Source organism: Microbulbifer sp. 2205BS26-8 (assembly GCF_030731025.1).
Taxonomy (GTDB): Bacteria; Pseudomonadota; Gammaproteobacteria; order Pseudomonadales; family Cellvibrionaceae; genus Microbulbifer; species Microbulbifer spongiae.
In genome coordinates, this window is record NZ_JAVAMR010000003.1 from 1 (window position 1) to 24,036 (window position 24,036).

A 24,036-nucleotide genomic window follows, 5' to 3' on the forward strand; every position below is an offset into this window, starting at 1 on the left:
TTTCGTATCTTTATTACACCCGCAAAAGGATAAAGGCTGCCCCCGATTGGTTACTTCAGTTCAAACGAACTGCAACGATAGGTTTTTGTGAGGTAGGATATTGAGTATGAGTGCCGTAGGGATTGCAGTCTGTGAAGACTGGATTACACTCTGCAAGCTGCGATTTGACCACATTCCAGATACCGAGGATCAGTATTTGTGGCGTCTGACAATTTGAGGTCTATTGTCTGGCCATTGCTTTTTCTTACTGGTCGTAAGCATTGTCAGGCACCAAGTCGTAATTGATCCCTGTTAGATTTAGTGTCTCCGGAGGGACAAACTGGGTGGGGAGGGAGAAGCGGCGAAGAGGCCTGCATTCGCACCAGTCCAGGACTTCGACATACCCGCTTTCTTCTTGCAAGCTGTGTAGCAAACTTTTGAGCTCCGCAGCACTGGCTGAGGTCAGCAACTGGTAATCGTGCTGCCCCGTCAGTCTGACCAGGCGGGATTCCCGCTCAGCCTGTTCAATACGCAGCCAGGCATCGCCTGTATCTGTACCTTTTTTGCCAAGAATCACTGGTCCTAAAGCGTCTTCGGAGATTGTGGAAAGGTTATCTTCGATAGGGGGAAGCACGGTGCCAACCCAGACCCAGCCGGAGAGACTAATACGGCTTAACTGCCATTCGCATAGCCATACCGTCTGGTCATCGCCAATGCGAAATTCCCGATATTCACGCTGACCGAGATAATGGTCAAAACTGACTTCTGTGGAGGGGTTGTTCCTGCGAAAGCTGTGTAATTGCTGGGTCATCTCGTAGTTGACTTCCCAGTGCTTTTTCAGACGCCATTGCATGGGGTATTGGCCCCATTCGACGACATACTCCTCCTGTTCACGAATGGTATCCACGACACGCCAAAAGGTCCCATCGATCAGTATACAGATATCACCAGGGTTGCAGTCCGGGGCGATAATGCTGCACTCGGGTGAGGCCTCTGAGGCATTGACAATATGTTCACTGCGGCCTTCGATCACATCGTACCAGGGAAAACCGTGGCGCAAAGGTGGCGGGAAGGCCAGGGGTGGGCGACCGCCGAGCAGGCGGCGAAATAATACCGACTTTTCGATCTCCAGATCGGAAAGGGTATAACCTTCCTGTTGGGTGATCTGGCCCCAGGCAAAGGCGGCCCGAATCAAGTGCCTTTCACGGTCTGAGAAGCTCATGGGTATAGTCATGGGCAGCGTAAAACCGAAACCTTAACATTGCAGGGAGATGGGCGCTAATGTAATTGGCCGACATGCTACAAGTGCGACATGCCCGGACCTGGTTCGGTACACTGTCACATACGACTTTTGAGTGAAGAGGGGTGGTCATGATCGGGATACGCTGGGTGCTCACGAGTGCAGCCGTGCTTTGCGGGGTTGTATCTCCGATGGCTTGGGCCGATTCAGAGGTGGCGGAATCTCGCGATTGCTACCTGGATGGCTGGAGGAATACGCTTCGGTGTTCACGGCTCACCGTTGGTAAAGGGGATACAAGGGTGTCTTTGGCGGTGATGGTAGCGCCTGCTGTGAGCGAGAGCGATAAGGCACCGCTTTATTTACTGGCCGGTGGGCCAGGCCAGGCCGCCAGCGATCTGGCTCCGATGTTGAATCTTTTTCGCAGGGTCAATCGGGAGCGTGCGATTGTACTCGTAGATCGCCGTGGTGCAGGGCTTTCACAGTCGTTGGATTGTGGCTGGAAGCTGATGCTTCCCACGGACCTGGAGGTTTTTTCTTCGGAGTTGGCGGATTGCTACCTGGAACAGAAAAGCTTTGCCAATTCCCTGAGTAGTCGCCAAACAGTCAATGACCTGGAGAGGGTGCGAAAACATCTGGGGCACCGGAAGATTGCTCTGTGGGGTGTCTCCTGGGGTACGCGCACTGCATTGCTGTACCAGCAATGGTATCCCGAGAGCTTGAGTGTGCTGGTTCTGGATGCGGTAGCGCCAATAGAAACCAAGGTGTTTTTAACCGCACAGGCGGCAGAGGGCGCCCTACAGGCACTGGAGCGGGATTGCTTGAAAGATAGAGCCTGTGCCCAACTGGGTGATTGGCGAACCGAACTCAACGACTTGTTGGAAAACTGGCAAGCTACTGCCATACCGTTTCCCGACCCATTTACCGGCGTTCTCTCTGAAGAGCCAGTACCGCGCTGGGTTTTACAGAATGTCATCCGGGGGGCTCTCTACCATCCGGAAACAGCGGCACTACTGCCCTATGCCATCAAGCAGGCCAGTCGCGGCAACTATCTGCCGCTCTCGGCGATAGAAGGGCTGCTTCGCCAGAACATCATGTCCCTGGGACTGACCTTCTCAGTTGCCTGTGCTGAGGAGTTAAACAGAATTAGCCCTGAGGAAGTTGCCAGGGATGAGGCAGGTACTTTCCTGGGTAATGCCTTCCTGGAAATGTTTGAGCGAGGCTGCCAGGTATGGCCGGTATCCGAAAAACCATACACCAAACCAGAGCTCAGAAGTCACCCGGTTTTGCTGATTTCCGGGGAGGCGGACCCAATTACGCCCCCTCGGTATGTCGATGAGCAGTTGCAATATCTCTCCAATAAACAGCACTTGATCATTGCAGGCGGTGGGCATTCCAATACGGGCCGCGGGTGTATCCCTGAGCTGATTGCCGACTTTCTGCATGCGCCGGACAAGCCGTTGGAACAGGGGTGCATGGAGGAAATTCACAGGCCACCATTTATGGTCGATGGGTTTGGTCCGGCACCAGGAAGAAAGACGCCGTTGGTGGAAGGTGAAAATAATCTTGGGGGAGAGCATCTGTGATCAGGGTTGAATCGGTTGAAAAACAGTTTGCCAGTAGAAGTGTTTTAAAAAACCTCAGCTTTTCCGTACCCGATGGCCAAATCACCGCGCTACTGGGAGCAAATGGTGCAGGCAAGACGACCTGTCTGCGCATTATTTCCGGGCTGCTTAAAGCCGATAGTGGGAAGGTCTCCGTGGGTGGTTTGGATGTCGCCCGGCACCGCTTGGCTGCTCGACGACAGTTGGGCATTGTGGGGGATCGGGAAGGCTTGTATGAGCGTCTGACCGTTGAAGAGTATTTGACCTTTTTCGCTGGTGCCCAGGGGCTTGCCGGAGAGGCACTGGAGCGAGCGCTGGAATCTGTGCGTGTTGAGCTGGAGCTGGATAGTGTTTGGAATCGCCGCACCAAGGGGTTTTCCCAGGGGGAGCGCATGAAGGTTTCCCTTGCTCGCGCACTCATTCACCGCCCAGGTCACCTGATTCTCGATGAGCCCACCCGCGGCCTTGATGTGCTCGCTGCGCGCCTGTTGCGTAAAACACTGTTGCAACTGCGCGCACAAGGGACTGCCATTTTATTCTCGAGCCATGTGATGGCGGAGGTCTCTGAGCTTTCAGATTCTGTCTTGGTAATGTCGGAAGGGGTCATTGTTGGTCATGGTGCACCGGAAGAACTGATGCATCTTTCAGGAACAGGCAGCCTGGAAGAGAGTTTCGTCGCTCTTGCCTATGGCATTAAAGGGACAAGCCATGGTGAGGGGGTGCTGGTATGAATTTTGGCAGGAGTTTGGTGTGGCAGCAGAGCTTTGCATTACTGCGCAAGGAGTGTCTGGAGATATGGCGTGATCGCCGGGCCGTATTTACGGCAATGATCACCTGCTTGTTGCTCCCAACTCTGAGTATTGGCGGGATCGTTTATGCGGTCAAAAACAATGCAGAGGATAGATTGCGGTTGGCGCTGCTTTCCAGGGAAGCAGTCCCCTTTTTGGAGCGGCAGTTAGCGGGCGCTCGCCTTGAGGTGAAAACCATCCAAGAGGGCGCGCCCAAGGCACTGCTCGAAAATGGGTTCGATCTGGTTCTGGAAGTGGGTGACAATTTTAACTCAGCATTTCGAAACCTTCTGGTGCCTAAACTGTATCTTTATATGGATAGCTCAGCAAAAGGTATTCATGAACAGGTCTCTTACCTCCAAAGGCACTTGGGTGAATTTCAGTCAATAGTGGCGAGACAGCGATTGATAGCGAGAGGCGTTGCCCCCCAAGTATTGATCCCGTGGCAGTTGGAGGTTCGGGATGTGAGTGCGCCTTCAGAGCGGGGCGCGCTGCTTCTTACCATGATGCCCAGTATGCTGATACTGGGCATCTTTGTAGCCTGTCTTGGCGCATCCATAGACAGCTCCGCGGGGGAGCGGGAACGTCTCAGTCTGGAGGTATTGTTACAGCAACCCCTGGCGGGCTCGCAGATCGTGTTGGCGAAAGTTTTGGCGGTATCCAGTATCGGCTGGCTCAGCGGTCTTGTTGGGATTGCCGGTATGGTATCTGTGCTGCCACTACTGCCTTTATCAGAGCTGGGGATCCAGTATTCGGTTTCCCTCTATGCAATCCCTGTGATGGGACTGCTGTTGCTGCCCTTGTCCCTGTTGGTAGCCGTGGCCCAGATTCTCCTGGCGCTGCGCTCCCAATCGTTTAAAGATGCCCAAATGCAACTGGGGCTATTGCAAATTGTGCCACTGTTAATACTGTTTGGCCTGGATATGTCCAAAGTGGATCTTGAGGCTCCAGTCTGGCAGCTTGTGCCATTAGTGGGGCAGCAACAGTGGCTAAAGGCGCTGCTGGTAGGCGAGACAATATCTTTACCGCTGGCAATCGCTGGCTCTCTGGTCACCCTTTCTATGGCTGGGCTGTGTATATTAGTGGGTGCCGGTGCCCTACAGCGCGAGCGCTTGCTGGGGGCGACCTAGCAGGTAAGTCGAGGCTTGTGATGCTATGACCGATTCTCGCGAGGGGCTGCTGAGCATTAATTTGCAGTCCATTGCAGATAACTATCAGGACCTGGTCACTCGGGTGGCAGGCGGCGCCCGTTGTGGCGCGGTGGTCAAGGCAGATGCCTACGGCCTGGGTATGTCCCATGTGGCACCGACGCTTTATCGGCAGGGGTGTCGCGACTTCTTTGTTGCAACCCAGGCGGAGGGGGAGAGCCTTCGGGACGCGCTGGGTGATGATGTCCCTATCGTCATTCTGACCGGTGTACGTGCTGGGGCGGAGCTGGAGTGCGCCCGCGCAGGGCTTATGCCGACGCTGTTCACACTCGAACAATTGCGCCACTGGGTGGGGACATGCGCCCGCGCTGGGTTGGAGGCGCCCTGTGCTGTGAAAGTGGACTCGGGGATGACCCGATTGGGGTTGAGTGCGGAAGAGTTCGAGCACCTGTTGCGGGATCGCGAGCTCCTGCGCCTGGCAGATATTCGCATACTACTCAGTCACCTGGCTTGTGCAGATGAGCCGCAACACGCGCAAAATATACAGCAACTGCGCAGTTTCAAAGAGGCAGGGCAGAGGCTGCGAACACTTTGCCCGAATATCCAGCTGAGCCTCGCCAATTCATCGGGTATCTTCCTTGGGAAGGATTATCACTTTGATATCGTGCGTCCCGGTTCCGCACTCTATGGCATCAACCCGGTACCCGGCATCCCCAACCCCATGCGGTCCACCGTGACACTCAGCCTGCCCATAGTGCAAAAGCGGCATCTAAGCCAAGAACAATCTGTCGGTTATGGTGCTACCCAGCGGATGGCGGCGGGGAGTTGGCTAGCGGTGGCCCGTGGTGGCTATGCCGACGGTATAATGCGTGCCCAAGGGGGGCGCGGTCACGGCTGGGCTTGTGGTCGCAAGCTGCCGATTGTGGGGCGCATATCCATGGATTCCACCACGTTTGATATCTCCGCGCTTTCGGCGAAAGAGCGCGAGTCCCTGCAGTCGATCGAAATCCTTAATCAGGACCTGACTGTGGATGAGGTGGCGCAATATGCGGACACCATTGGTTATGAAGTGTTGACCAGCCTGGGCCATCGCTATTTCCGTCGCTATATATAAAAGGTTGATCAAGTTGCAAGACAGTACCGTAAAAAGTCCGCTGGCGCAGTTGCGCCCCGTTCTGTCATTGCTGGCAGATGGCAGGATGCATTCCGGTGAATCTCTCGGCGCTGCCCTGGGGATAAGCCGAGCAGCGGTCTGGAAGCAGTTGCAGAAGCTCGGGCAATACGGTCTGGTACTGGAGTCGGTCAAAGGGCGCGGCTACTGTCTGCGCGGGGGGCTGGACCTGCTCGCGGCGGAGAAAATTCATGCGGCGCTGGGTGACCGGAGCAGGTCGCTTTTGCACTCGCTGATCCTGCGTGACGAGGTGGATTCCACAAATGCCCAATTACTGGCATTAATGGAAGCGGGTACCGGGCACGCTGTAGTGATGTTTGCCGAGTACCAGAGCACTGGCCGCGGACGCCGCGGGCGCCACTGGGTCAGTCCTTTTGGTGCCGGAATCCTCCTTTCGGTTGGCTGGGAATTTAGCGGTGGCGTACAGAGTCTGGAAGGGTTAAGTCTCTCTGTTGGAGTAGCGCTTGCGCGGGCTTTGGGGCGCTTTGAAGTTCCCGGTGTTCGCCTCAAATGGCCCAATGATATCTGGTGCCGGGGGCGCAAGCTGGCCGGAGTTTTGCTGGAATTAAAGGGCGATCTCACCGATCGCTGTGGGGTGGTGATTGGTATCGGCCTGAATAGCGGTTTGCGCGGTCAGGCTGCCGGTGCAATTGATCAGCCCTGGGCGGATCTGCAGCGGGTGTGCCCGGGTATCCCGCGCAATCTCCTGGCAGCGACCATACTGGACGAATTGTTGCCATTGCTGAAAGATTACCCGGAACAGGGCTTCCGTGCCTACCGCGATGCCTGGGCCGCCCTGGACCAGTTTGCAGGGCAGCCAGTGGTCCTGCAGTCCGGAACCGAAACCTGGCGTGGCACGGCGGCGGGCGTGAGTGACAAAGGGGCCCTGATACTGGAGATGGCCGGTGAATTGAAGTACTTCCATGGAGGGGAGATCTCATTGCGGGGACAGGTGTGATTCTCGAACTAGATATCGGTAATAGCCGGGGAAAATGGCGTTTGCTCGCCGGGGAAAAGGTGGGGTTGCGGGGTGGTTTTGACGTTGCTGCACTCGCCGCGGGTAGATTACCCGGGGATTGGGGTGAGCTTCGCCCCACACGGGTGCGCGCTGTGAATGTGGCGGGCCCTGTTGTAGCTGAGTTGCTAGTGAATCATGTGTGGAATCTGTTCTCTCTGGAGGTAGAGTTTTCACAGGTGGAGTCGGAGTGCGCCGGTGTCGTTTGTGGGTACGACAACCACAGCTTGCTCGGAGCAGATCGCTGGCTCGCCATGCTAGCGGCCTATGGGCAATCTCGGCGGGCCGCCTTGATTGTCGATTGTGGCAGCGCGGTGACCCTGGATCTGCTGGATAATGACGGACGCCATCTTGGTGGATATATCGCACCCGGCATCGGTCTGATGCAGCGCTCCCTGCGCGTGGATACGCACGCTGCGAGAAGCGCGCGAGACATTGCTCTGAACGACCCCCTGTGTGCCGGGCGCACGACCGATGAAGGGGTAAACCGGGGGTTGCTATTGATGGTGCTCGGCGCCATTGATCGCGCTCTGGAGGAGTTGCAACACAGTGCCGGGCGCGAATCGCTCCTTTGGCTCACCGGTGGCGATGCGCCGCTGCTGTCGACGTTCTGCCGGCGAGAACATCGCCTGGTCCCGGATCTGGTGCTGGATGGCCTTTCTTTGAGCAACCCGTGAATGAATGACACTGAATATGCGTTGGATAGCTTTTTTTCTCCTGCTGCTGAATCTTGGTCTTTTTACCTGGTACATGGCCACCCCTCCGTCCGAGGGCGGTACCGGGGTCGCGGGCGAAGACGGGACTGGGCAGGGGCGGCGCCTTGTTATGATCAGTGAAGCGTCGCCGGGGGCGCTGCCAGCAGCCGAGGCGGCATCCGCGTCAATCTCCGCTGTCACTGCGCAGGAACAACACTGCACCCTGATTGGCCCCTTTCCGCAGATCTACCGGGGGCAGGACATTATGCAGCGCCTGAAGGCCCTGCAGGTTCAAGGGGATTTGCGCGAAATAGAGATGCAGGGACAGATGCGCTACTGGGTGTTTCTGCCCCCGTTGCATTCGCGGCGCGAGGCTTTCAACAAGTTGCGTGAGCTGCAGGCTCAGGGTATCGATAGCTATGTTATCCCCAAAGGTACACTTGCCGATGGGATCTCTTTTGGCATTTTCAGCGAGCGTGCTCGCGCCGAACTGCTCGTGGCGGAACTCAGCAGCAAGGGTATTGGTGCAAAATTCCGCGAAGAGCCGCAGACTTACCTGGAGCGATGGATCGTCTTGAAGCCGGGGGCTCTGGAGCATTTGGCCACGGAGTTTTGGCAGCAACTTGGAGAGGAATATCCCGAATTGGATCGACGTCAAAATCTCTGTTCTGAAGTGGCTGGATGATATTTGACCTGCCTTTAGACCTAAATTCTGATCGCCGCTCCCTGGAGGACTGAGTTCGTCGAAACAAGGTAATTGGCGACAAAAGAATTCTGATTTATCTGTATAAAGGGTGTTGCTTGTCAGGATAACTTCCCATAGAATCCCGCCTCCACTGACGGGGCTCAGTTTGGCCCTGAAGGTGAACGGGAAAGAGCTGGCGTAGCTCAGTTGGTAGAGCAGCTGACTTGTAATCAGCCGGTCGGGGGTTCGACTCCTCTCGCCAGCTCCATTCTTACCCCGGCGCGACTCGGCATGAGCATTTCAGGTAACTCCTTGAAATCCAAAGAAAGACGTTGAGTTCACCGGAGAGAGGTGTGGAAAATGCACGCCGCTTAGAGCAGGGGTTCCCGAGTGGCCAAAGGGATCAGACTGTAAATCTGACGCGAAAGCTTCGGTGGTTCGAATCCACCCCCCTGCACCATATTTATACCGTAATATGTGGCCGGCCAAGTAGTAAAGAGGGTTCGGGTACAAGTTCTCGCAAGCGGGCATAGTTCAATGGTAGAACCTCAGCCTTCCAAGCTGATGATGCGGGTTCGATTCCCGCTGCCCGCTCCAAGCAAGAGCGCGGCTCGAGAGTGCTCCCGAGCGACCCGCTATAGGAAGGTCACCCGGATTGGTGATAACTGGCTCATGTAGCTCAGGGGTAGAGCACACCCTTGGTAAGGGTGAGGTCGGCGGTTCAAATCCGCCCATGAGCTCCATTTTTCGATAGCCGCAAGAGTGAAAGGCTCTTGTGGCTGTTTGTATCGGGGTCTGGGTTTCCGGGCCGGATTCGCATGTTCTGGACGTGGGTGATGCCGTTATTGGCGCGCCTATACTAGGAGGCTGCAATGGCAAAAGAAAAGTTTGAACGTTCCAAGCCCCACGTAAACGTGGGCACTATCGGTCACGTAGATCACGGTAAAACCACCCTGACCGCAGCGCTGACCCGTGTATGTGCGGAGGTCTGGGGCGGTGACGCAGTGGCTTTCGACGGTATCGACAATGCGCCGGAAGAGCGTGAGCGCGGTATCACCATCGCCACCTCTCACGTTGAGTACGAGTCCCCCACCCGCCACTACGCCCATGTGGATTGCCCGGGACACGCCGACTACGTGAAGAACATGATTACCGGAGCCGCGCAGATGGACGGCGCGATTCTGGTGTGCTCCGCCGCTGACGGCCCCATGCCGCAGACCCGCGAGCACATCCTGCTGTCCCGCCAGGTGGGCGTCCCTTACATCGTTGTGTTCCTGAACAAAGCGGACATGGTCGACGACGAAGAGCTGCTCGAACTGGTGGAAATGGAAGTGCGCGAACTGCTCGACCAGTACGAGTTCCCGGGTGACGATACCCCGATCATTGTCGGTTCCGCCCTGATGGCTTTGAACGGCGAAGACGACAACGAGCTGGGCACCACCGCGGTGAAGAAGCTGGTTGAAACCCTGGATGAGTACATTCCCGAGCCGGAGCGCGCGGTAGACCAGCCGTTTTTGATGCCGATCGAAGACGTCTTCTCCATTTCCGGTCGCGGTACCGTAGTGACCGGTCGTGTGGAGCGCGGAATTATCAAAACCGGTGACGAGATCGAAATCGTCGGTATCAAGGAAACCACCTCCACCACCTGTACCGGTGTGGAGATGTTCCGCAAGCTGCTCGACGAGGGTCGTGCAGGTGAAAATATCGGTGCACTGCTGCGCGGTACCAAGCGCGATGAGGTGGAGCGTGGACAGGTACTGGCGAAGCCGGGCTCTATCACACCGCACACCAAGTTCGAGGCGGAAGTATATGTACTGTCCAAGGACGAAGGCGGCCGTCACACCCCGTTTTTCAAGGGCTACCGTCCGCAGTTTTACTTCCGTACCACCGATGTGACCGGTGCGGTAGAGTTGCCGGAAGGTACCGAGATGGTCATGCCGGGCGACAATATCCAAATGGTTGTCACCCTGATTGCCCCGATTGCGATGGAAGACGGCCTGCGCTTTGCAATTCGCGAGGGTGGTCGCACTGTCGGTGCCGGCGTGGTTGCTAAGATCATTGAGTAATCCTTGATCGTCGTATCGCCGGGTTCTCTGACGGTGAATCAGATGGGAGAGGGTGTGGATACACTCTCTATCTCCGAACACTCGTGCTGTACAGGCCAGTAGTTCAATTGGTAGAGCACCGGTCTCCAAAACCGGGTGTTGGGGGTTCGAGTCCCTCCTGGCCTGCCATTTAAATCACTCCGCTTGGGATAAGCTTGGGGGTGTCGCAAAACCCTGCCTGTCAGTGGGGATTTTGTGTTTTGAGCGCTAAGCGCTTATTGATAGTGCGCCAAGGGCTTATTTATATGAATGCTAAAGCTGAAGCGAAATCCTTTCGTCTCGACGGCCTGAAGTGGTTTCTGGTGGTGCTGCTGGTTGGCAGTGCCGTTGCAGGCAACTCTTATTACGCCGAATTCCCCTTGATTTACCGCGTACTGGCGATGACGGCCATCTGCCTGGTTGCCTTGGTCGTGGTAGTGAACACCGCCAAAGGTAATGCTCTCTGGCAATTGTTGCGCGAAGCACAAACAGAGGTTCGGCGTGTGGTCTGGCCGACCCGCCAAGAGGCAACGCAGACCACAGTGGTCGTGGTGGTGTTTGTGCTGATTATGGCGTTAATTCTCTGGGGGCTGGACTCCGCTTTGGGTTGGGCAGTTTCCAAACTTATCGGCTAAAGGTTGATACATGTCAAAGCATTGGTATGTGGTCCAGGCTTACTCGGGATATGAGAAACGTGTCGCCAGCTCTTTGAAAGAACGCATTGAGCTGCACGAGATGGACCATCTGTTTGGTGAAGTGCTGGTTCCCACCGAAGAAGTGGTGGAAATGCGGGCTGGGCAGAAGCGCAGGAGTGAGCGCAAGTTTTTTCCGGGCTACGTCCTGGTGGAAATGGAGCTGAATGACGACACCTGGCACCTGGTGAAAGAAACGCCCCGTGTGCTCGGTTTTATTGGTGGCAAGGCGGACAGGCCGGCGCCTATCACCGATCGTGAGGCACAGGCTATCCTGAATCGCATAGACGACTCTGTAGACAAGCCCAAGCCTAAAACCCTGTTCGAACCCGGTGAGATGGTTCGGGTGATCGATGGCCCATTTAATGATTTCAACGGCGTGGTCGAAGAGGTCAACTATGAGAAGAGCCGCCTGCGTGTGGCAGTGTTGATCTTCGGGCGTTCCACCCCGGTTGAGCTGGAGTTTAGCCAAGTAGAAAAGTCCTGATTCCAGTGCGTTTTTTTCCCTCTTTTGCCGGAAGGTAGAAGGGGATTTTCGCGTCCCCGGAAAACAGGATTGTGTTTTTCGGGTATTCGGGGAGCAGATCCCTGCAGCCGTCAGGGCTGCCTGGGAAAAGCGCTATCACCCATCTAGAGGAGAGCTGTAATGGCTAAGAAAGTTGAAGCTTATATCAAGCTGCAAGTGGCTGCGGGTCAAGCTAACCCCAGTCCGCCCGTCGGCCCTGCACTGGGTCAGCACGGTGTAAACATCATGGAATTCTGCAAGGCCTTCAATGCCCAGACCCAGGGTATGGAGCCGGGACTGCCGGTGCCGGTTGTAATCTCTGTATACAGTGATCGCTCCTTCACCTTCATTATGAAGACCCCGCCTGCCGCAGTATTGCTGCGCAAGGCTGCCAAGATCAAAAGCGGTTCCGGTCGCCCCAATACGGAGAAGGTGGGCAGGGTTACCCGCGCCCAGTTGGAAGAGATTGCCACCACCAAAATGCCCGACCTGAGCGCATCCGATATGGACGCGGCCGTGCGTACCATCGCCGGTTCTGCACGCAGCGCCGGTATCGAAGTGGAGGGTCTGTAATATGGCTAAATTGAGCAAGCGCCAGCGCGCTATCGCTGAGCAAGTGGAAGCTGGCAAGGCTTACGGCATCGAAGAGGCGATCGCGCTTCTGAAAACGCTGTCCAGTGTTAAGTTTGCGGAGACGGTAGACGCCTCTGTCAACCTGGGCATCGACCCGCGCAAATCTGACCAGGCTGTTCGCGGTGCGACTACACTGCCGCACGGTACCGGTAAAGAGGTGCGCGTTGCTGTCTTCACCCAGGGCGCCAACGCTGATGCGGCCAAGGAAGCCGGTGCTGACCTGATCGGTATGGACGAGCTGGCTGCTGAGGTAAAAGCGGGCAAGATGGACTTCGATGTCGTCATCGCTTCCCCGGATGCGATGCGCGTTGTTGGCCAGTTGGGCCAGATTCTCGGGCCGCGCGGCCTGATGCCGAACCCGAAGACCGGAACCGTAACTCCCGATGTTGCTACTGCGGTAAAAAATGCCAAGGCGGGCCAGGTGCGTTTTCGCGCTGATAAAGGCGGCATCATTCACGGCGGTATCGGTAAAGTGGCTTTTGACGCAAGTGCACTGAAAGAAAATCTGGAAGCGCTGGTTGCTGATCTGAAGAAAGCCAAGCCGGCTTCTGCCAAGGGCGTATTTCTGAAGAAGATCACCCTGAGCACCACGATGGGCCCGGGCCTGACTATCGATCAGTCTTCCCTGAACATCTAATTGAAACTGCACAGTGGCAAATACCGCTGGGCAGTACAGTGAACTTTGGGGCTCACCCCTATGCTTTGGCAAAAGGGTGGGCCGTCAAAGACCGTAGGTGCCCGGTGCGTTGAGGTTGAACGCATCTGGCTTAATCCGAACTTCGGCCAGGCGGGCCAACAAGAGGTTCGAGCCTACGCAGACGGTGTCGCCCAAACCAGTATTTTTACTGGATTTGCGCTTTATGCACCGAAATGGGTCGGACGATTGCGTCCGGTTTTTTCAAATCCAGGAGTGACATTATGGCTATTGGACTCGAAGACAAAAAAGCGATTGTCGCAGAAGTCCAGCAAGCTGCTTCCGGCGCTCTGTCTGCGGTCGTTGCGGATTCCCGTGGCGTTACCGTAAATGACATGACCGCCCTGCGCAAAGAGGCGCGCGAGAACGGCGTTTGGTTGAAAGTCGTGCGCAATACTTTGGCGCGTCGCGCTCTGGCAGGTACCGATTACGAATGTCTGACCGACAAATTCGTAGGTCCCAGCATCATTGCATTTTCCAGCGAACATCCGGGTGCTGGTGCGCGCATCCTGAGCCAGTTCGCCAAGGGCAATGACAAGCTGGACCTGAAAGGGGCTGCCTTTGAGGGTGCGATCACCGACGTTGCCCTGTTGGCAAGCCTGCCGACATTTGACGAGGCGATCGCCAAACTGATGAGCGTGTTGAAAGAAGCATCTGCTGGCAAGCTGGTTCGTACGATTGCGGCCATTCGCGACCAAAAAGAGCAGGAAGCTGCGTAAGGTATTCGCACAAGTGAATCGCGGTTTCAAAACGAAATACGAGCAGTTACTGCTCAAATTAATTCAGGTAATGACTCATGTCTCTGACTAAAGAAGATATCATCAACGCAGTTGCCGAAATGTCCGTCAAGGACGTCGTCGAGCTGATCGAAGCGATGGAAGAGAAGTTCGGTGTAACTGCTGCAACAGCAGTGGTGGCCGGTCCGGCTGCTGCTGAGGCGGCTGAGGAAAAGGATGCTTTCGATGTAATCCTGACCGCAGTAGGCGACAAGAAAGTAAATGTGATCAAGGCTGTTCGCGGCATCACTGGCCTGGGCCTGAAGGAGGCCAAGGCCCTGGTTGACGGCGCTCCCAGCCCGCTGAAGGAAGGCGTGAGCAAGGACGAGGCCGAAGCCGCTAAGAAAGAACTGGAAGACGCCGGCGCATCTGTAGAACTGAAGTAATTCAGTTGTAGTGATTCCCGCTATCAGTCGTTTGATACGGTGGGTGGCGGTAAGGCTGGTGGACTTTTGTCTGCCGGCCTTTTTGCCGTTTGCAGTGCTGGGGTTTTGCCGGAAATAGCGTGGCAAATCCCATCAACTATCGTGCAGTGACTGCACTGCCTGAAATATGGAGAGGATTCTGACCAGAACAGTGAAGCTGTGTTGTTCAGAGGCTTCTCGCCCGTAAAAGCTCCCGAGTGGAGTTCCACGAAGTCTTGCCACCGATCAAGCTGGGGAATTTGAATGGCTTACTCATATACTGAGAAAAAACGTATCCGCAAGGATTTTGGCAAACTGCCCAAGGTCATGGATGTGCCCTTCCTGCTTGCGATACAGCTGGATTCATATCGCAATTTTACACAGGCTGACAAGCGCCCCGACGACCGCCTGGACATCGGCCTGCAGGCGGCGTTTAAATCCGTTTTTCCAATTGTCAGCTATTCCGGCAATGCCGCCCTGGAGTATGTAAGCTATACGCTCGGTAAGCCCGCTTTTGATGTCAAGGAATGCACCCTGCGCGGGGTGACTTACGCCTGTCCCCTACGCGTGCGCGTGCGCCTGATTATTTACGATAAGGAGTCTGCGAATAAGTCCATTAAGGACATCAAAGAGCAGGAAGTGTACATGGGCGAGATTCCGCTCATGACCGATAACGGTACCTTCGTAATCAACGGCACCGAGCGCGTCATCGTCTCCCAGTTACACCGCTCCCCGGGTGTATTTTTTGATCACGACAAAGGCAAGACCCACTCCTCCGGCAAACTGTTGTATGCCGCCCGCGTTATTCCCTATCGCGGTTCCTGGCTCGATTTCGAGTTCGATCCGAAAGATCTGGTGTTTGTACGCATTGATCGTCGTCGTAAACTGCCGGCGACCATCCTGTTGCGCGCTCTGGGCTTCAGCTCCCAGGAAATGCTGGAGATGTTTTTCGAAACCAGCAGGTTTGAACTGCTGGAGGACCGCGTCAGCCTGGAGCTGATTCCCTCCCGCCTGCGCGGTGATGTGGCTTTCTTCGACATCAAGGACAGCAAAGACAAGGTGGTGGTGGAAGAGGGGCGACGCATCACGCCCCGCCATATCCGCCAGTTGGAAAAAGCCGGCGTCAAGAATCTGGAAGCGCCACTGGAATACTTGCTTGGGCGTATTCTGGCGCACGATGTGATTGATGAATCTACCGGCGAGATCGCGGTCGAGTGCAACACGGAGATTACCGATGAGATCATCGCCAAGCTGCAGGGGCTCAAGGTCAAACACTGTGAAACCCTGTATACCAACGATCTCGATCGCGGCCCGTTTATCTCCGATACCCTACGCGCAGATCCCTCCCGCACCCAATTGGAAGCGCTGGTAGAAATCTATCGTATGATGCGCCCGGGCGAACCGCCCACCAAGGAGTCAGCGGAGTCCCTATTCGAAAACCTGTTCTTTACCGACGAGCGTTACGACCTGTCCGCCGTTGGCCGCATGAAGTTCAACCGCCGCCTCGGCCGCGAAGACGAGACCGGTCCGGGAACCCTGAGCAAGGAGGATATTGTCGAAGTCCTCAAGACGCTGATTGATATCCGCAACGGCCAGGGTATGGTGGACGATATCGACCACCTGGGTAACCGCCGGGTGCGCTCCGTGGGCGAGATGGCCGAAAACCAGTTCCGCGTGGGACTGGTACGCGTTGAGCGCGCCGTCAAGGAGCGCCTGTCCATGGCTGAGTCCGAGGGCCTGATGCCGCAGGACCTGATCAATGCCAAGCCGGTGGCGGCGGCGGTCAAGGAATTCTTCGGTTCCTCGCAGTTGTCACAGTTTATGGACCAGAACAACCCGCTGTCGGAAGTGACCCACAAGCGCCGCGTTTCCGCGCTGGGTCCGGGTGGCCTGACCCGCGAGCGTGCCGGTTTTGAAGTGCGCGATGTCCATTCGACCCATTACGGTCGCGTATGTCCGATTGAAACCCCGGAGGGGCCGAATATTGGACTGATCAACTCGCTCGCCACCTACGCCCGCGCCAACCACTACGGCTTTCTTGAGAGCGCCTACCGCAGGGTGATCGACGGTCACGTAACTGACGAAATCGAATATCTGTCCGCTATCAATGAAGCCAATTACGTGATTGCCCAGGCGTCTGCAGCGGTTGATGGGGAAGGACGCTTTACCGATGATCTGGTAAGTGTGCGTTACCAGAATGAATTTACCCTGAAAGCACCGGGCGAAATCCAGTATATGGATGTTTCTGCCAAGCAGGTGGTGTCTGTGGCCGCGGCCATGATTCCGTTTCTGGAGCACGATGATGCCAACCGTGCCCTGATGGGTTCGAACATGCAGCGCCAGGCGGTTCCAACTCTGCGCGCCGAGAAACCACTGGTGGGCACCGGTATGGAGCGCACCGTAGCCCGTGACTCCGGTGTGTGCGTGGTGGCCAAGCGCGGTGGCGTGATCGAGCGAGTCGACTCCAGCCGTGTGGTTGTACGCGTAGCGGATGCCGAGGTGGAAACCGGTGATGCCGGTGTGGATATCTACAACCTGACCAAATATATCCGCTCGAATCAGAATACCTGTATCAATCAGCGCCCGATCGTGAATACCGGTGATCGCGTGGCCCGCGGCGATATTCTCGCCGACGGTCCCTCCATCGATCTTGGTGAGCTGGCCCTGGGCCAGAATATGCGCATCGCGTTTATGCCCTGGAACGGATACAACTTCGAGGACTCCATCCTTATCAGCGAGCGCGTGGTACAGGAAGACCGCTTCACCACCATCCATATTCAGGAGCTGACCTGTATTGCCCGCGACACCAAGCTGGGCAGTGAGGAAATCACCGCGGATATTCCCAACGTGGGGGAGTCCGCCCTGAACAAACTGGATGAGTCCGGCATTGTGTATATCGGTGCGGAAGTGGGGGCCGGCGATATCCTGGTGGGCAAGGTCACTCCGAAAGGGGAAGCCCAGCTGACCCCGGAGGAAAAACTGCTGCGTGCGATTTTTGGTGAGAAGGCATCCGATGTGAAGGACACCTCCCTGCGCGCGCCCAGTGGCACCCGGGGTACCGTAATCGATGTACAGGTGTTTACCCGCGATGGCCTGCAGAAAGACCAGCGCTCCATCGATATCGAAAAGGCGCAGTTGGATGAAGTACGCAAGGACCTGAACGAAGAATACCGTATCGTGGAGGGTGCGACCTTCGAGCGTCTGCAGGCAGCGCTGCAGGATCAGAGAGCCGCCGGTGGCAAAGGCATCAGCAAGGGGCAGGAGCTGACCGCGGAAGCGCTGGGCGCGCTGCCGCGTGAAGACTGGTTCAAGCTGCGCATGGAAGACGAAAGCCTGAATGAACAGTTGGAAAAAGCGGAAGCCCAGTTGAAAGAGCGCCGCAAACTGCTTGACGAAGCCTTCGAAGACAAGAAGAAAAAACTGGAGTCCGGTGATGATCTGGCCCCGGGTGTACTGAAAATTGTCAAGGTGTATCTGGCGATCAAACGCCGCATCCAGCCGGGCGACAAGATGGCCGGTCGCCATGGGAACAAGGGCGTAATCTCCGTGATCAAGCCCGTCGAGGATATGCCCTACGATGAAAACGGCGAGCCGGTGGATATCGTCCTGAACCCCCTGGGTGTACCCTCGCGGATGAACGTCGGCCAGGTTCTGGAAATGCACCTGGGCATGGCCGCCAAGGGGCTCGGCGTGAAAATCGACCGTATGATCAAGGAGCAGCAGGAAGTCGCCAAGGTGCGCGGATTCCTGGATGCGGTTTACAACTCCACCGGTGGCCGTCGCGAAGAGTTGCAGGCTCTGTCCGATGAGGAGGTCATGGCGATGGCGCAGAACCTGCGTTGCGGTGTGCCTATGGCGACGCCGGTTTTCGACGGTGCCGATGAGAGCGAGATCAAGCAACTGCTGTGCCTTGCCGATATCCCCGATTCCGGTCAGATCACCCTGCACGACGGCCGCACCGGCGATGCCTTTGAGCGCCCGGTGACCGTGGGCTACATGTACATGCTGAAGCTGAACCACCTGGTGGACGACAAGATGCACGCGCGTTCTACCGGTTCCTACAGCCTGGTGACCCAGCAGCCGCTGGGCGGCAAGGCACAATTTGGCGGTCAGCGTTTCGGGGAGATGGAAGTCTGGGCGCTGGAAGCCTACGGTGCCGCCTACACCCTGCAGGAAATGCTCACGGTCAAATCCGACGACGTGGAAGGACGCACCAAGATGTACAAGAACATCGTGGACTCGGATCACCGTATGGAGCCCGGTATGCCGGAGTCCTTCAATGTTCTGGTGAAGGAAATCCGCTCTCTCGGCATGAACTTCGAGCTCGAGCACGAGTAGGACTGACGGGCACAGAAGCCAAGCAGGTGAATTGAGACAAGCGCCGGCGCCCTGAGAGCAATGGGGCCCGGCCCACCCGGCACAGTCTATAGCCGGGTTGATTACCCCCTAGTGGAGGAAAGGCCTTGAAAGATTTATTAAACCTGGTGAAGTCCCAGGAGCAGTTGGAAGAGTTTGATGCGATCCGCATCGGTCTGGCCTCGCCGGACATGATCCGCTCCTGGTCCTACGGTGAAGTGAAAAAGCCGGAAACCATCAACTACCGCACCTTCAAGCCTGAGCGCGAAGGTTTGTTCTGCGCCAAGATTTTTGGTCCGGTGAAAGACTACGAGTGCCTGTGCGGCAAGTACAAGCGCATGAAGCACCGCGGCATTATCTGTGAGAAATGTGGCGTTGAAGTGACAAAGGCCAAGGTGCGTCGGGAGCGTATGGGCCACATCGAACTGGCCAGCCCGGTTGCGCATATCTGGTTCCTGAAATCCCTCCCGTCCCGTATCGGCCTGCTGCTGGATATGACCCTGCGGGATATCGAGCGCGTGCTCTACTTTGAATCCTACGTGGTGACCGAGCCGGGCATGACCACTCTGGAGCGCGGCCAGCTGCTCAACGATGAGCAGTACTTCGAGGCGATGGAGGAGTTCGCTGACGAGTTCGAGGCGAAGATGGGTGCCGAGGCGATTCAGGAACTGATGAGCGATATCGAGCTGCCGGCGGAAATCCAGCGTCTGCGGGAGGAGATTCCGGCCACCAACTCCGAAACCAAGATCAAGAAACTGTCCAAACGCCTGAAGTTGCTGGAGGCCTTCTACAAGTCCGGCAACAACCCCGAGTGGATGATCATGCAGGCCCTGCCGGTACTGCCGCCGGACCTGCGTCCGCTGGTACCCCTGGATGGTGGCCGCTTTGCGACTTCGGATCTGAACGACCTGTATCGCCGTGTGATCAACCGCAACAACCGTCTCAAGCGCCTGCTGGAGCTGAATGCACCGGATATTATCGTACGCAACGAAAAGCGCATGCTGCAGGAGTCCGTGGACGCGCTGCTGGATAACGGCCGTCGCGGCCGCGCCATCACTGGCTCCAACAAGCGCCCGCTGAAGTCCCTGGCGGACATGATCAAGGGCAAGCAGGGCCGCTTCCGCCAGAACCTGCTGGGCAAGCGCGTGGACTATTCCGGCCGCTCCGTGATCGTGGTGGGGCCGACCCTGCGCCTGCACCAATGCGGTCTGCCCAAGAAAATGGCCCTGGAGCTGTTCAAACCGTTTATTTTCGGCAAGCTCGAAGCCCGCGGCCTGGCCACCACCATCAAGGCAGCCAAGAAAATGGTCGAGCGCGAAGAGGCGGTGGTATGGGATATCCTCGATGAAGTGATCCGCGAGCACCCGGTACTGCTCAACCGCGCCCCGACCCTGCACCGTCTGGGTATTCAGGCGTTCGAGCCGGTACTGATCGAAGGCAAGGCGATTCAGCTGCACCCGCTGGTGTGCGCGGCCTATAACGCCGATTTCGACGGTGACCAGATGGCGGTGCACGTACCCCTGACCATCGAAGCGCAGCTGGAATCCCGCGCGCTGATGATGTCCACCAACAATATCCTGTCGCCCGCCAACGGCGAGCCCATCATTGTGCCGTCCCAGGATGTGGTTCTGGGGCTGTACTGGATGACCCGCGAGCGTGTCAACGACAAGGGCGAGGGGATGTACTTCTCTGACGTCAAGGAAGTCAGCCGCGCGTTCTATGCCAAGCAGGTTGGCCTGCAGGCGAAGGTCAAAGTGCGTATCCGCGAGATGATTCTTGGAGAGGATGGCGAGAAACACGAAACCATCTCCGTACAGGACACCACGGTAGGCCGTGCACTGCTGTGGAATATCGTGCCGGAAGGCCTGCCGTTCGCGCTGGTCAACCAACCCATGAAGAAGAAGCCCATTTCCCGTGTGCTAAACGAGTGCTATCGCAAGGTGGGACTTAAGGCGACGGTTATTTTTGCCGACCAGCTGATGTACACCGGTTTTGATTTCTCCACCAAATCCGGTTCTTCCATTGGTGTGAACGACTTCGAGATTCCCGCTGCCAAGGCTGATTTGATCACTGTGGCGGAAGAGGAAGTGAAGGAGATCGAAAGCCAGTTCGCCTCCGGCCTGGTAACCCAGGGGGAGAAATACAACAAAGTGATCGACGTCTGGTCCCGCACCAATGACAAGGTGACCAAGGCCATGATGGCCGGCATCAAAAAAGAGCCGGTGGTCGATCGCGAAGGCAAGGAGACCGAGCAGGATTCCTTCAACTCCGTCTATATGTATGCGGACTCCGGTGCGCGGGGCTCCGAGGCGCAGATCCGCCAGCTCGCCGGCATGCGCGGCCTGATGGCCCGTCCGGACGGCTCCATTATTGAAAACGCCATTACCGCCAACTTCCGCGAAGGACTAACCGTACAGCAGTACTTTATCTCTACCCACGGTGCCCGCAAGGGACTGGCGGATACCGCACTGAAAACCGCCAACTCCGGCTACCTGACCCGCCGTCTGGTGGACGTTGCCCAGGACGTGGTGATCACCGAAGTGGACTGCGGTACCGATGATGGCCTGACCATGGCGCCGGTGATTGAGGGCGGCGATGTGATCGAGTCCCTCGGCGACCGTATCCTCGGCCGTGTTGTGGCCCGCGATGTGCTTAAGCCCGGCAGTGACGAGATCGCGGTTTCTGCCGGCACCATGATCGACGAGAAGTGGGTGGAGCGTATCGAAGCCATGGGCATTGATGAGGTGCTGGTGCGCTCGCCAATCACCTGCGAGACCGCCCATGGTATCTGTGCTCAGTGTTACGGCCGCGATCTGGCCCGCGGTCACCGCGCCAATTCGGGTGAGTCTGTGGGGGTGGTTGCCGCACAGTCCATCGGTGAGCCGGGCACCCAGTTGACCATGCGCACCTTCCATATCGGTGGTGCCGCGAGCCGCGCCTCTGCGGCGGACAGCATCCAGGTGAAACAGGCCGGTACCGTGCGCCTGCACAATGTGAAGACGGTCAAAACGGAAGCCGGTACCCTGGTGGCGGTATCCCGCTCCGGTGAGCTGGCGATAGCCGACAGTGCCGGTCGCGAGCGCGAGCGCTACAAGCTGCCCTATGGTGCGGTGATCAACGTCTACGAGGGTGCAGAGGTCAATGGTGGCCAGATCGTGGCCAAGTGGGACCCGCACACCCACCCGATCATTACCGAAGTAGCCGGTTGGGTGAAGCTCTCCGGTATGGAAGAAGGGCTCTCAATCCGCAAGCAGACCGACGAGATCACCGGTTTGTCCTCTATCGAGGTGATTGATCCGGCCGAACGCCCGGCCGCGGGTAAAGACCTGCGCCCAGCGGTGACCCTGGTGAACGAGAGTGGCGAAGAGCTGACCCTGGCCAACAGCAATGCGCCTGCACACTATGCGCTGCCGGCGCGCGCGATTCTCAGCCTCGCCGATGGCAGCAAGGCCAATTTGGGGGACGTGATCGCCCGTATCCCGCAGGAATCCGGCGGTACCAAGGATATTACCGGTGGTCTGCCGCGGGTTGCCGACCTGTTCGAAGCCCGCAAGCCAAAAGAGCCGTCCATCCTGGCGGAAATTTCCGGCACGGTTTCCTTTGGTAAAGAGACCAAAGGCAAGGTGCGTCTGCAGATCACCCCCCGCGATGGCAAGCCGCTGGCCAATGGCAAGGACCACTACGAGGTTCTGATACCAAAGCACCGCCAGCTGACCGTGTTCGAAGGCGAGACCGTAGAGAAGGGCGAGGTGATCTCCGATGGCCCGTCTAACCCCCACGATATCCTGCGCCTGAAGGGCGTGGAAGAACTGGCGCGCTACATCACTAACGAGATTCAGGAGGTGTATCGTCTCCAGGGCGTAGGCATTAACGATAAGCACATTGAAACTATTGTGCGCCAGATGCTGCGCAAGGTGGAGATCACCGAGATGGGCGATTCCGGCTTTATTAAGGGCGATCAGGTGGAATACCAGCGCGTGATCGAGGAGAACGAGCAACTGCGTGCCGAGAACAAGCAGCCGGCGCAGTTCGAGCGCCTGTTGCTGGGTATCACCAAGGCATCCCTGGCCACCGAGTCCTTCCTGTCTGCGGCCTCCTTCCAGGAGACCACCCGGGTTCTGACCGAAGCGGCAGTGACCGGCAAGGAAGACAGCCTGCGCGGTCTGAAGGAGAATGTGGTTGTGGGACGCTTGATCCCGGCAGGCACCGGCCTGGCCTACCACAGTGAGCGCAAACGCAAGCGCAGCCTGCAGCTGGAAGAGAGCTTCGGCGAAGGCCCCTCCGCGGCAGAAGTGGAAGCGGCGTTGACCGAGGCCCTGAAGTCCTCTGGCGAATAGGCCATATTGCTGCCTCGTCACCCCGGTAGCGTGAAGGGGTTTGAGGCACATTTGCCGTGAAGGGCGTATGGGCGACTGCCCGGGCCGGAAAGCACAACGCCCGTCGCCGATTGACTCGGTGGGGTGTCGCCTATAGAATGCGGCCCCCGCTGTTACGGGGTGTTTTGTCCGGCTTTCAGGTCGGCGTTACAAACAGACGACAGGCCCTCACTGTGAGAGGTGGGGGCATTTTATTTTTGGAGTGATTTTTAATGGCAACGATCAACCAGTTGGTTCGTAAGCCGAGAAAACGCAAAGTTGAAAAAAGCGATGTTCCCGCGCTACAGGCCAGCCCGCAGCGCCGGGGAGTTTGCACCCGCGTGTACACCACGACACCGAAGAAGCCGAACTCCGCACTGCGCAAGGTTTGCCGTGTGCGTCTTACCAATGGCTACGAGGTCACTTCGTACATCGGCGGTGAAGGCCACAACCTGCAGGAGCACAGTGTGGTACTGATACGCGGTGGCCGGGTAAAAGACCTGCCGGGTGTGCGCTATCACACAGTGCGCGGGGCACTGGACTGTGCCGGCGTCAACGATCGCAAGCAGGGCCGTTCCAAATACGGTGCCAAGCGTCCCAAAGGCTAATTCCCTGTAACCATTTGCGTTTCGGTTTCCAACCGGAGTAAGGCTGAGCTCGCCGGATTGTAAGGTGTTACGGCGGCGTCTCAGAGTAACCCTGAAGAGAGGCAATTCCCATGCCGAGAAGACGAGTAGTCGCCAAGCGCGAAGTGCTCCCCGACCCCAAGTTCGGGAACATCACCCTGGCCAAGTTCATGAATCACGTCATGATCAGTGGCAAGAAGTCCGTCGCAGAGCGTATCGTATACGGAGCCCTGGATTCGGTTTCTGAAAAACTCAACAGAGACCCCATCGAAGTATTCGAAGAGTCCCTGGAAAACATCGCGCCGATGGTGGAAGTGAAATCCCGCCGAGTGGGTGGCGCAACTTATCAGGTGCCTGTTGAAGTGCGCCCCTCGCGCCGTATGGCACTGGCAATGCGCTGGCTGGTGGAGTTTTCCCGCAAGCGCGGCGAAAAGTCCATGGCCCAGCGTCTGGCCAACGAAATGATCGACGCAGCCCAGAACAAGGGCGGCGCGGTCAAGAAGCGTGAAGATGTACACCGTATGGCGGAAGCCAACAAGGCGTTCTCTCACTACCGTTTCTAAGTCTGATGATGATCGACATCGGAAAT

19 protein-coding genes and 5 tRNA genes are annotated in these 24,036 nt (G+C 57.1%); 23 read left to right on the forward strand and 1 reads right to left on the reverse strand.

Going from position 1 to position 24,036, the window contains the following annotated elements:
* Positions 1 to 244 precede the first annotated feature (244 nt).
* Complete coding sequence (locus Q5Y71_RS01320) at positions 245 to 1,201, reverse strand: hypothetical protein (protein ID WP_306039443.1); 957 nt, start codon at positions 1,199 to 1,201, stop codon at positions 245 to 247.
* Positions 1,202 to 1,410: 209 nt separating this feature from the next.
* On the opposite strand from Q5Y71_RS01320, the gene Q5Y71_RS01325 reads away from it, so the two are divergent.
* From Q5Y71_RS01325 to rpsG, 23 genes are all read left to right on the forward strand, one after another.
* Complete coding sequence (locus Q5Y71_RS01325) at positions 1,411 to 2,802, forward strand: alpha/beta hydrolase (protein WP_306039445.1); 1,392 nt, start codon at positions 1,411 to 1,413, stop codon at positions 2,800 to 2,802.
* Complete coding sequence (locus Q5Y71_RS01330) at positions 2,799 to 3,551, forward strand: ATP-binding cassette domain-containing protein (RefSeq protein WP_306039446.1); 753 nt, start codon at positions 2,799 to 2,801, stop codon at positions 3,549 to 3,551. The genes Q5Y71_RS01325 and Q5Y71_RS01330 overlap by 4 nt, the downstream gene beginning before the upstream one ends.
* Positions 3,548 to 4,738, forward strand: a complete 1,191-nt coding sequence (locus Q5Y71_RS01335) for an ABC transporter permease (RefSeq protein WP_301415198.1) — start codon at positions 3,548 to 3,550, stop codon at positions 4,736 to 4,738. Before Q5Y71_RS01330 ends, Q5Y71_RS01335 begins: the two co-directional genes overlap by 4 nt.
* A gap of 25 nt (positions 4,739 to 4,763) precedes the next feature.
* Positions 4,764 to 5,870 carry an alanine racemase gene (gene alr / locus Q5Y71_RS01340; RefSeq protein WP_306039450.1) on the forward strand — a complete coding sequence of 369 codons (1,107 nt, stop codon included), beginning with the start codon at positions 4,764 to 4,766 and terminating at the stop codon, positions 5,868 to 5,870.
* A gap of 13 nt (positions 5,871 to 5,883) precedes the next feature.
* Positions 5,884 to 6,885, forward strand: a complete 1,002-nt coding sequence (birA, locus tag Q5Y71_RS01345; protein WP_306039452.1) for a bifunctional biotin--[acetyl-CoA-carboxylase] ligase/biotin operon repressor BirA — start codon at positions 5,884 to 5,886, stop codon at positions 6,883 to 6,885.
* Positions 6,882 to 7,619 (forward strand): type III pantothenate kinase, encoded by a 738-nt coding sequence (locus tag Q5Y71_RS01350; protein WP_306039453.1) that lies wholly within the window; start codon positions 6,882 to 6,884, stop codon positions 7,617 to 7,619. The genes birA and Q5Y71_RS01350 overlap by 4 nt, the downstream gene beginning before the upstream one ends.
* A 16-nt stretch (positions 7,620 to 7,635) precedes the next feature.
* Positions 7,636 to 8,322, forward strand: coding sequence for an SPOR domain-containing protein (locus Q5Y71_RS01355; protein ID WP_306039455.1), 687 nt, complete (start codon positions 7,636 to 7,638; stop codon positions 8,320 to 8,322).
* Positions 8,323 to 8,514: 192 nt separating this feature from the next.
* Positions 8,515 to 8,590: transfer RNA gene (locus Q5Y71_RS01360), tRNA-Thr, on the forward strand.
* Positions 8,591 to 8,698: 108 nt separating this feature from the next.
* A tRNA-Tyr gene (locus tag Q5Y71_RS01365) sits at positions 8,699 to 8,782 on the forward strand.
* A gap of 63 nt (positions 8,783 to 8,845) precedes the next feature.
* Positions 8,846 to 8,919, forward strand: a tRNA-Gly gene (locus tag Q5Y71_RS01370).
* A gap of 71 nt (positions 8,920 to 8,990) precedes the next feature.
* A tRNA-Thr gene (locus Q5Y71_RS01375) sits at positions 8,991 to 9,065 on the forward strand.
* A 129-nt stretch (positions 9,066 to 9,194) separates the two neighbouring features.
* Positions 9,195 to 10,388, forward strand: a complete 1,194-nt coding sequence (tuf, locus tag Q5Y71_RS01380) for an elongation factor Tu (protein WP_306039457.1) — start codon at positions 9,195 to 9,197, stop codon at positions 10,386 to 10,388.
* 92 nt (positions 10,389 to 10,480) lie between these two features.
* A tRNA-Trp gene (locus Q5Y71_RS01385) sits at positions 10,481 to 10,556 on the forward strand.
* Positions 10,557 to 10,672: 116 nt separating this feature from the next.
* The gene (gene secE, locus Q5Y71_RS01390; RefSeq protein ID WP_301415191.1) at positions 10,673 to 11,041 is read left to right on the forward strand and encodes a preprotein translocase subunit SecE; all 369 of its coding nucleotides are present in this window, start codon (positions 10,673 to 10,675) and stop codon (positions 11,039 to 11,041) included.
* A gap of 10 nt (positions 11,042 to 11,051) precedes the next feature.
* Positions 11,052 to 11,585 carry a transcription termination/antitermination protein NusG gene (gene nusG, locus Q5Y71_RS01395; protein WP_306039459.1) on the forward strand — a complete coding sequence of 178 codons (534 nt, stop codon included), beginning with the start codon at positions 11,052 to 11,054 and terminating at the stop codon, positions 11,583 to 11,585.
* Positions 11,586 to 11,744: 159 nt separating this feature from the next.
* Positions 11,745 to 12,176 (forward strand): 50S ribosomal protein L11, encoded by a 432-nt coding sequence (gene rplK, locus Q5Y71_RS01400; RefSeq protein WP_301415189.1) that lies wholly within the window; start codon positions 11,745 to 11,747, stop codon positions 12,174 to 12,176.
* A 1-nt stretch (position 12,177) separates the two neighbouring features.
* Positions 12,178 to 12,873 (forward strand): 50S ribosomal protein L1, encoded by a 696-nt coding sequence (gene rplA / locus Q5Y71_RS01405; protein WP_306039461.1) that lies wholly within the window; start codon positions 12,178 to 12,180, stop codon positions 12,871 to 12,873.
* Between the two features lie 281 nt (positions 12,874 to 13,154).
* On the forward strand, positions 13,155 to 13,649 hold the full coding sequence (gene rplJ / locus Q5Y71_RS01410) for a 50S ribosomal protein L10 (RefSeq protein ID WP_306039463.1): 495 nt from the start codon (positions 13,155 to 13,157) through the stop codon (positions 13,647 to 13,649).
* 77 nt (positions 13,650 to 13,726) lie between these two features.
* A complete protein-coding gene (rplL, locus tag Q5Y71_RS01415; RefSeq protein ID WP_306039465.1) occupies positions 13,727 to 14,092 on the forward strand; it encodes a 50S ribosomal protein L7/L12 in 366 nt (121 codons plus the stop codon).
* A gap of 282 nt (positions 14,093 to 14,374) precedes the next feature.
* Positions 14,375 to 18,448 carry a DNA-directed RNA polymerase subunit beta gene (gene rpoB, locus Q5Y71_RS01420; RefSeq protein ID WP_306039467.1) on the forward strand — a complete coding sequence of 1,358 codons (4,074 nt, stop codon included), beginning with the start codon at positions 14,375 to 14,377 and terminating at the stop codon, positions 18,446 to 18,448.
* A 125-nt stretch (positions 18,449 to 18,573) separates the two neighbouring features.
* A complete protein-coding gene (rpoC, locus tag Q5Y71_RS01425; protein ID WP_306039469.1) occupies positions 18,574 to 22,803 on the forward strand; it encodes a DNA-directed RNA polymerase subunit beta' in 4,230 nt (1,409 codons plus the stop codon).
* Between the two features lie 251 nt (positions 22,804 to 23,054).
* The gene (rpsL, locus tag Q5Y71_RS01430) at positions 23,055 to 23,429 is read left to right on the forward strand and encodes a 30S ribosomal protein S12 (RefSeq protein WP_067150990.1); all 375 of its coding nucleotides are present in this window, start codon (positions 23,055 to 23,057) and stop codon (positions 23,427 to 23,429) included.
* A gap of 110 nt (positions 23,430 to 23,539) precedes the next feature.
* Positions 23,540 to 24,010 carry a 30S ribosomal protein S7 gene (gene rpsG / locus Q5Y71_RS01435; RefSeq protein WP_301415181.1) on the forward strand — a complete coding sequence of 157 codons (471 nt, stop codon included), beginning with the start codon at positions 23,540 to 23,542 and terminating at the stop codon, positions 24,008 to 24,010.
* Positions 24,011 to 24,036 lie beyond the last annotated feature (26 nt).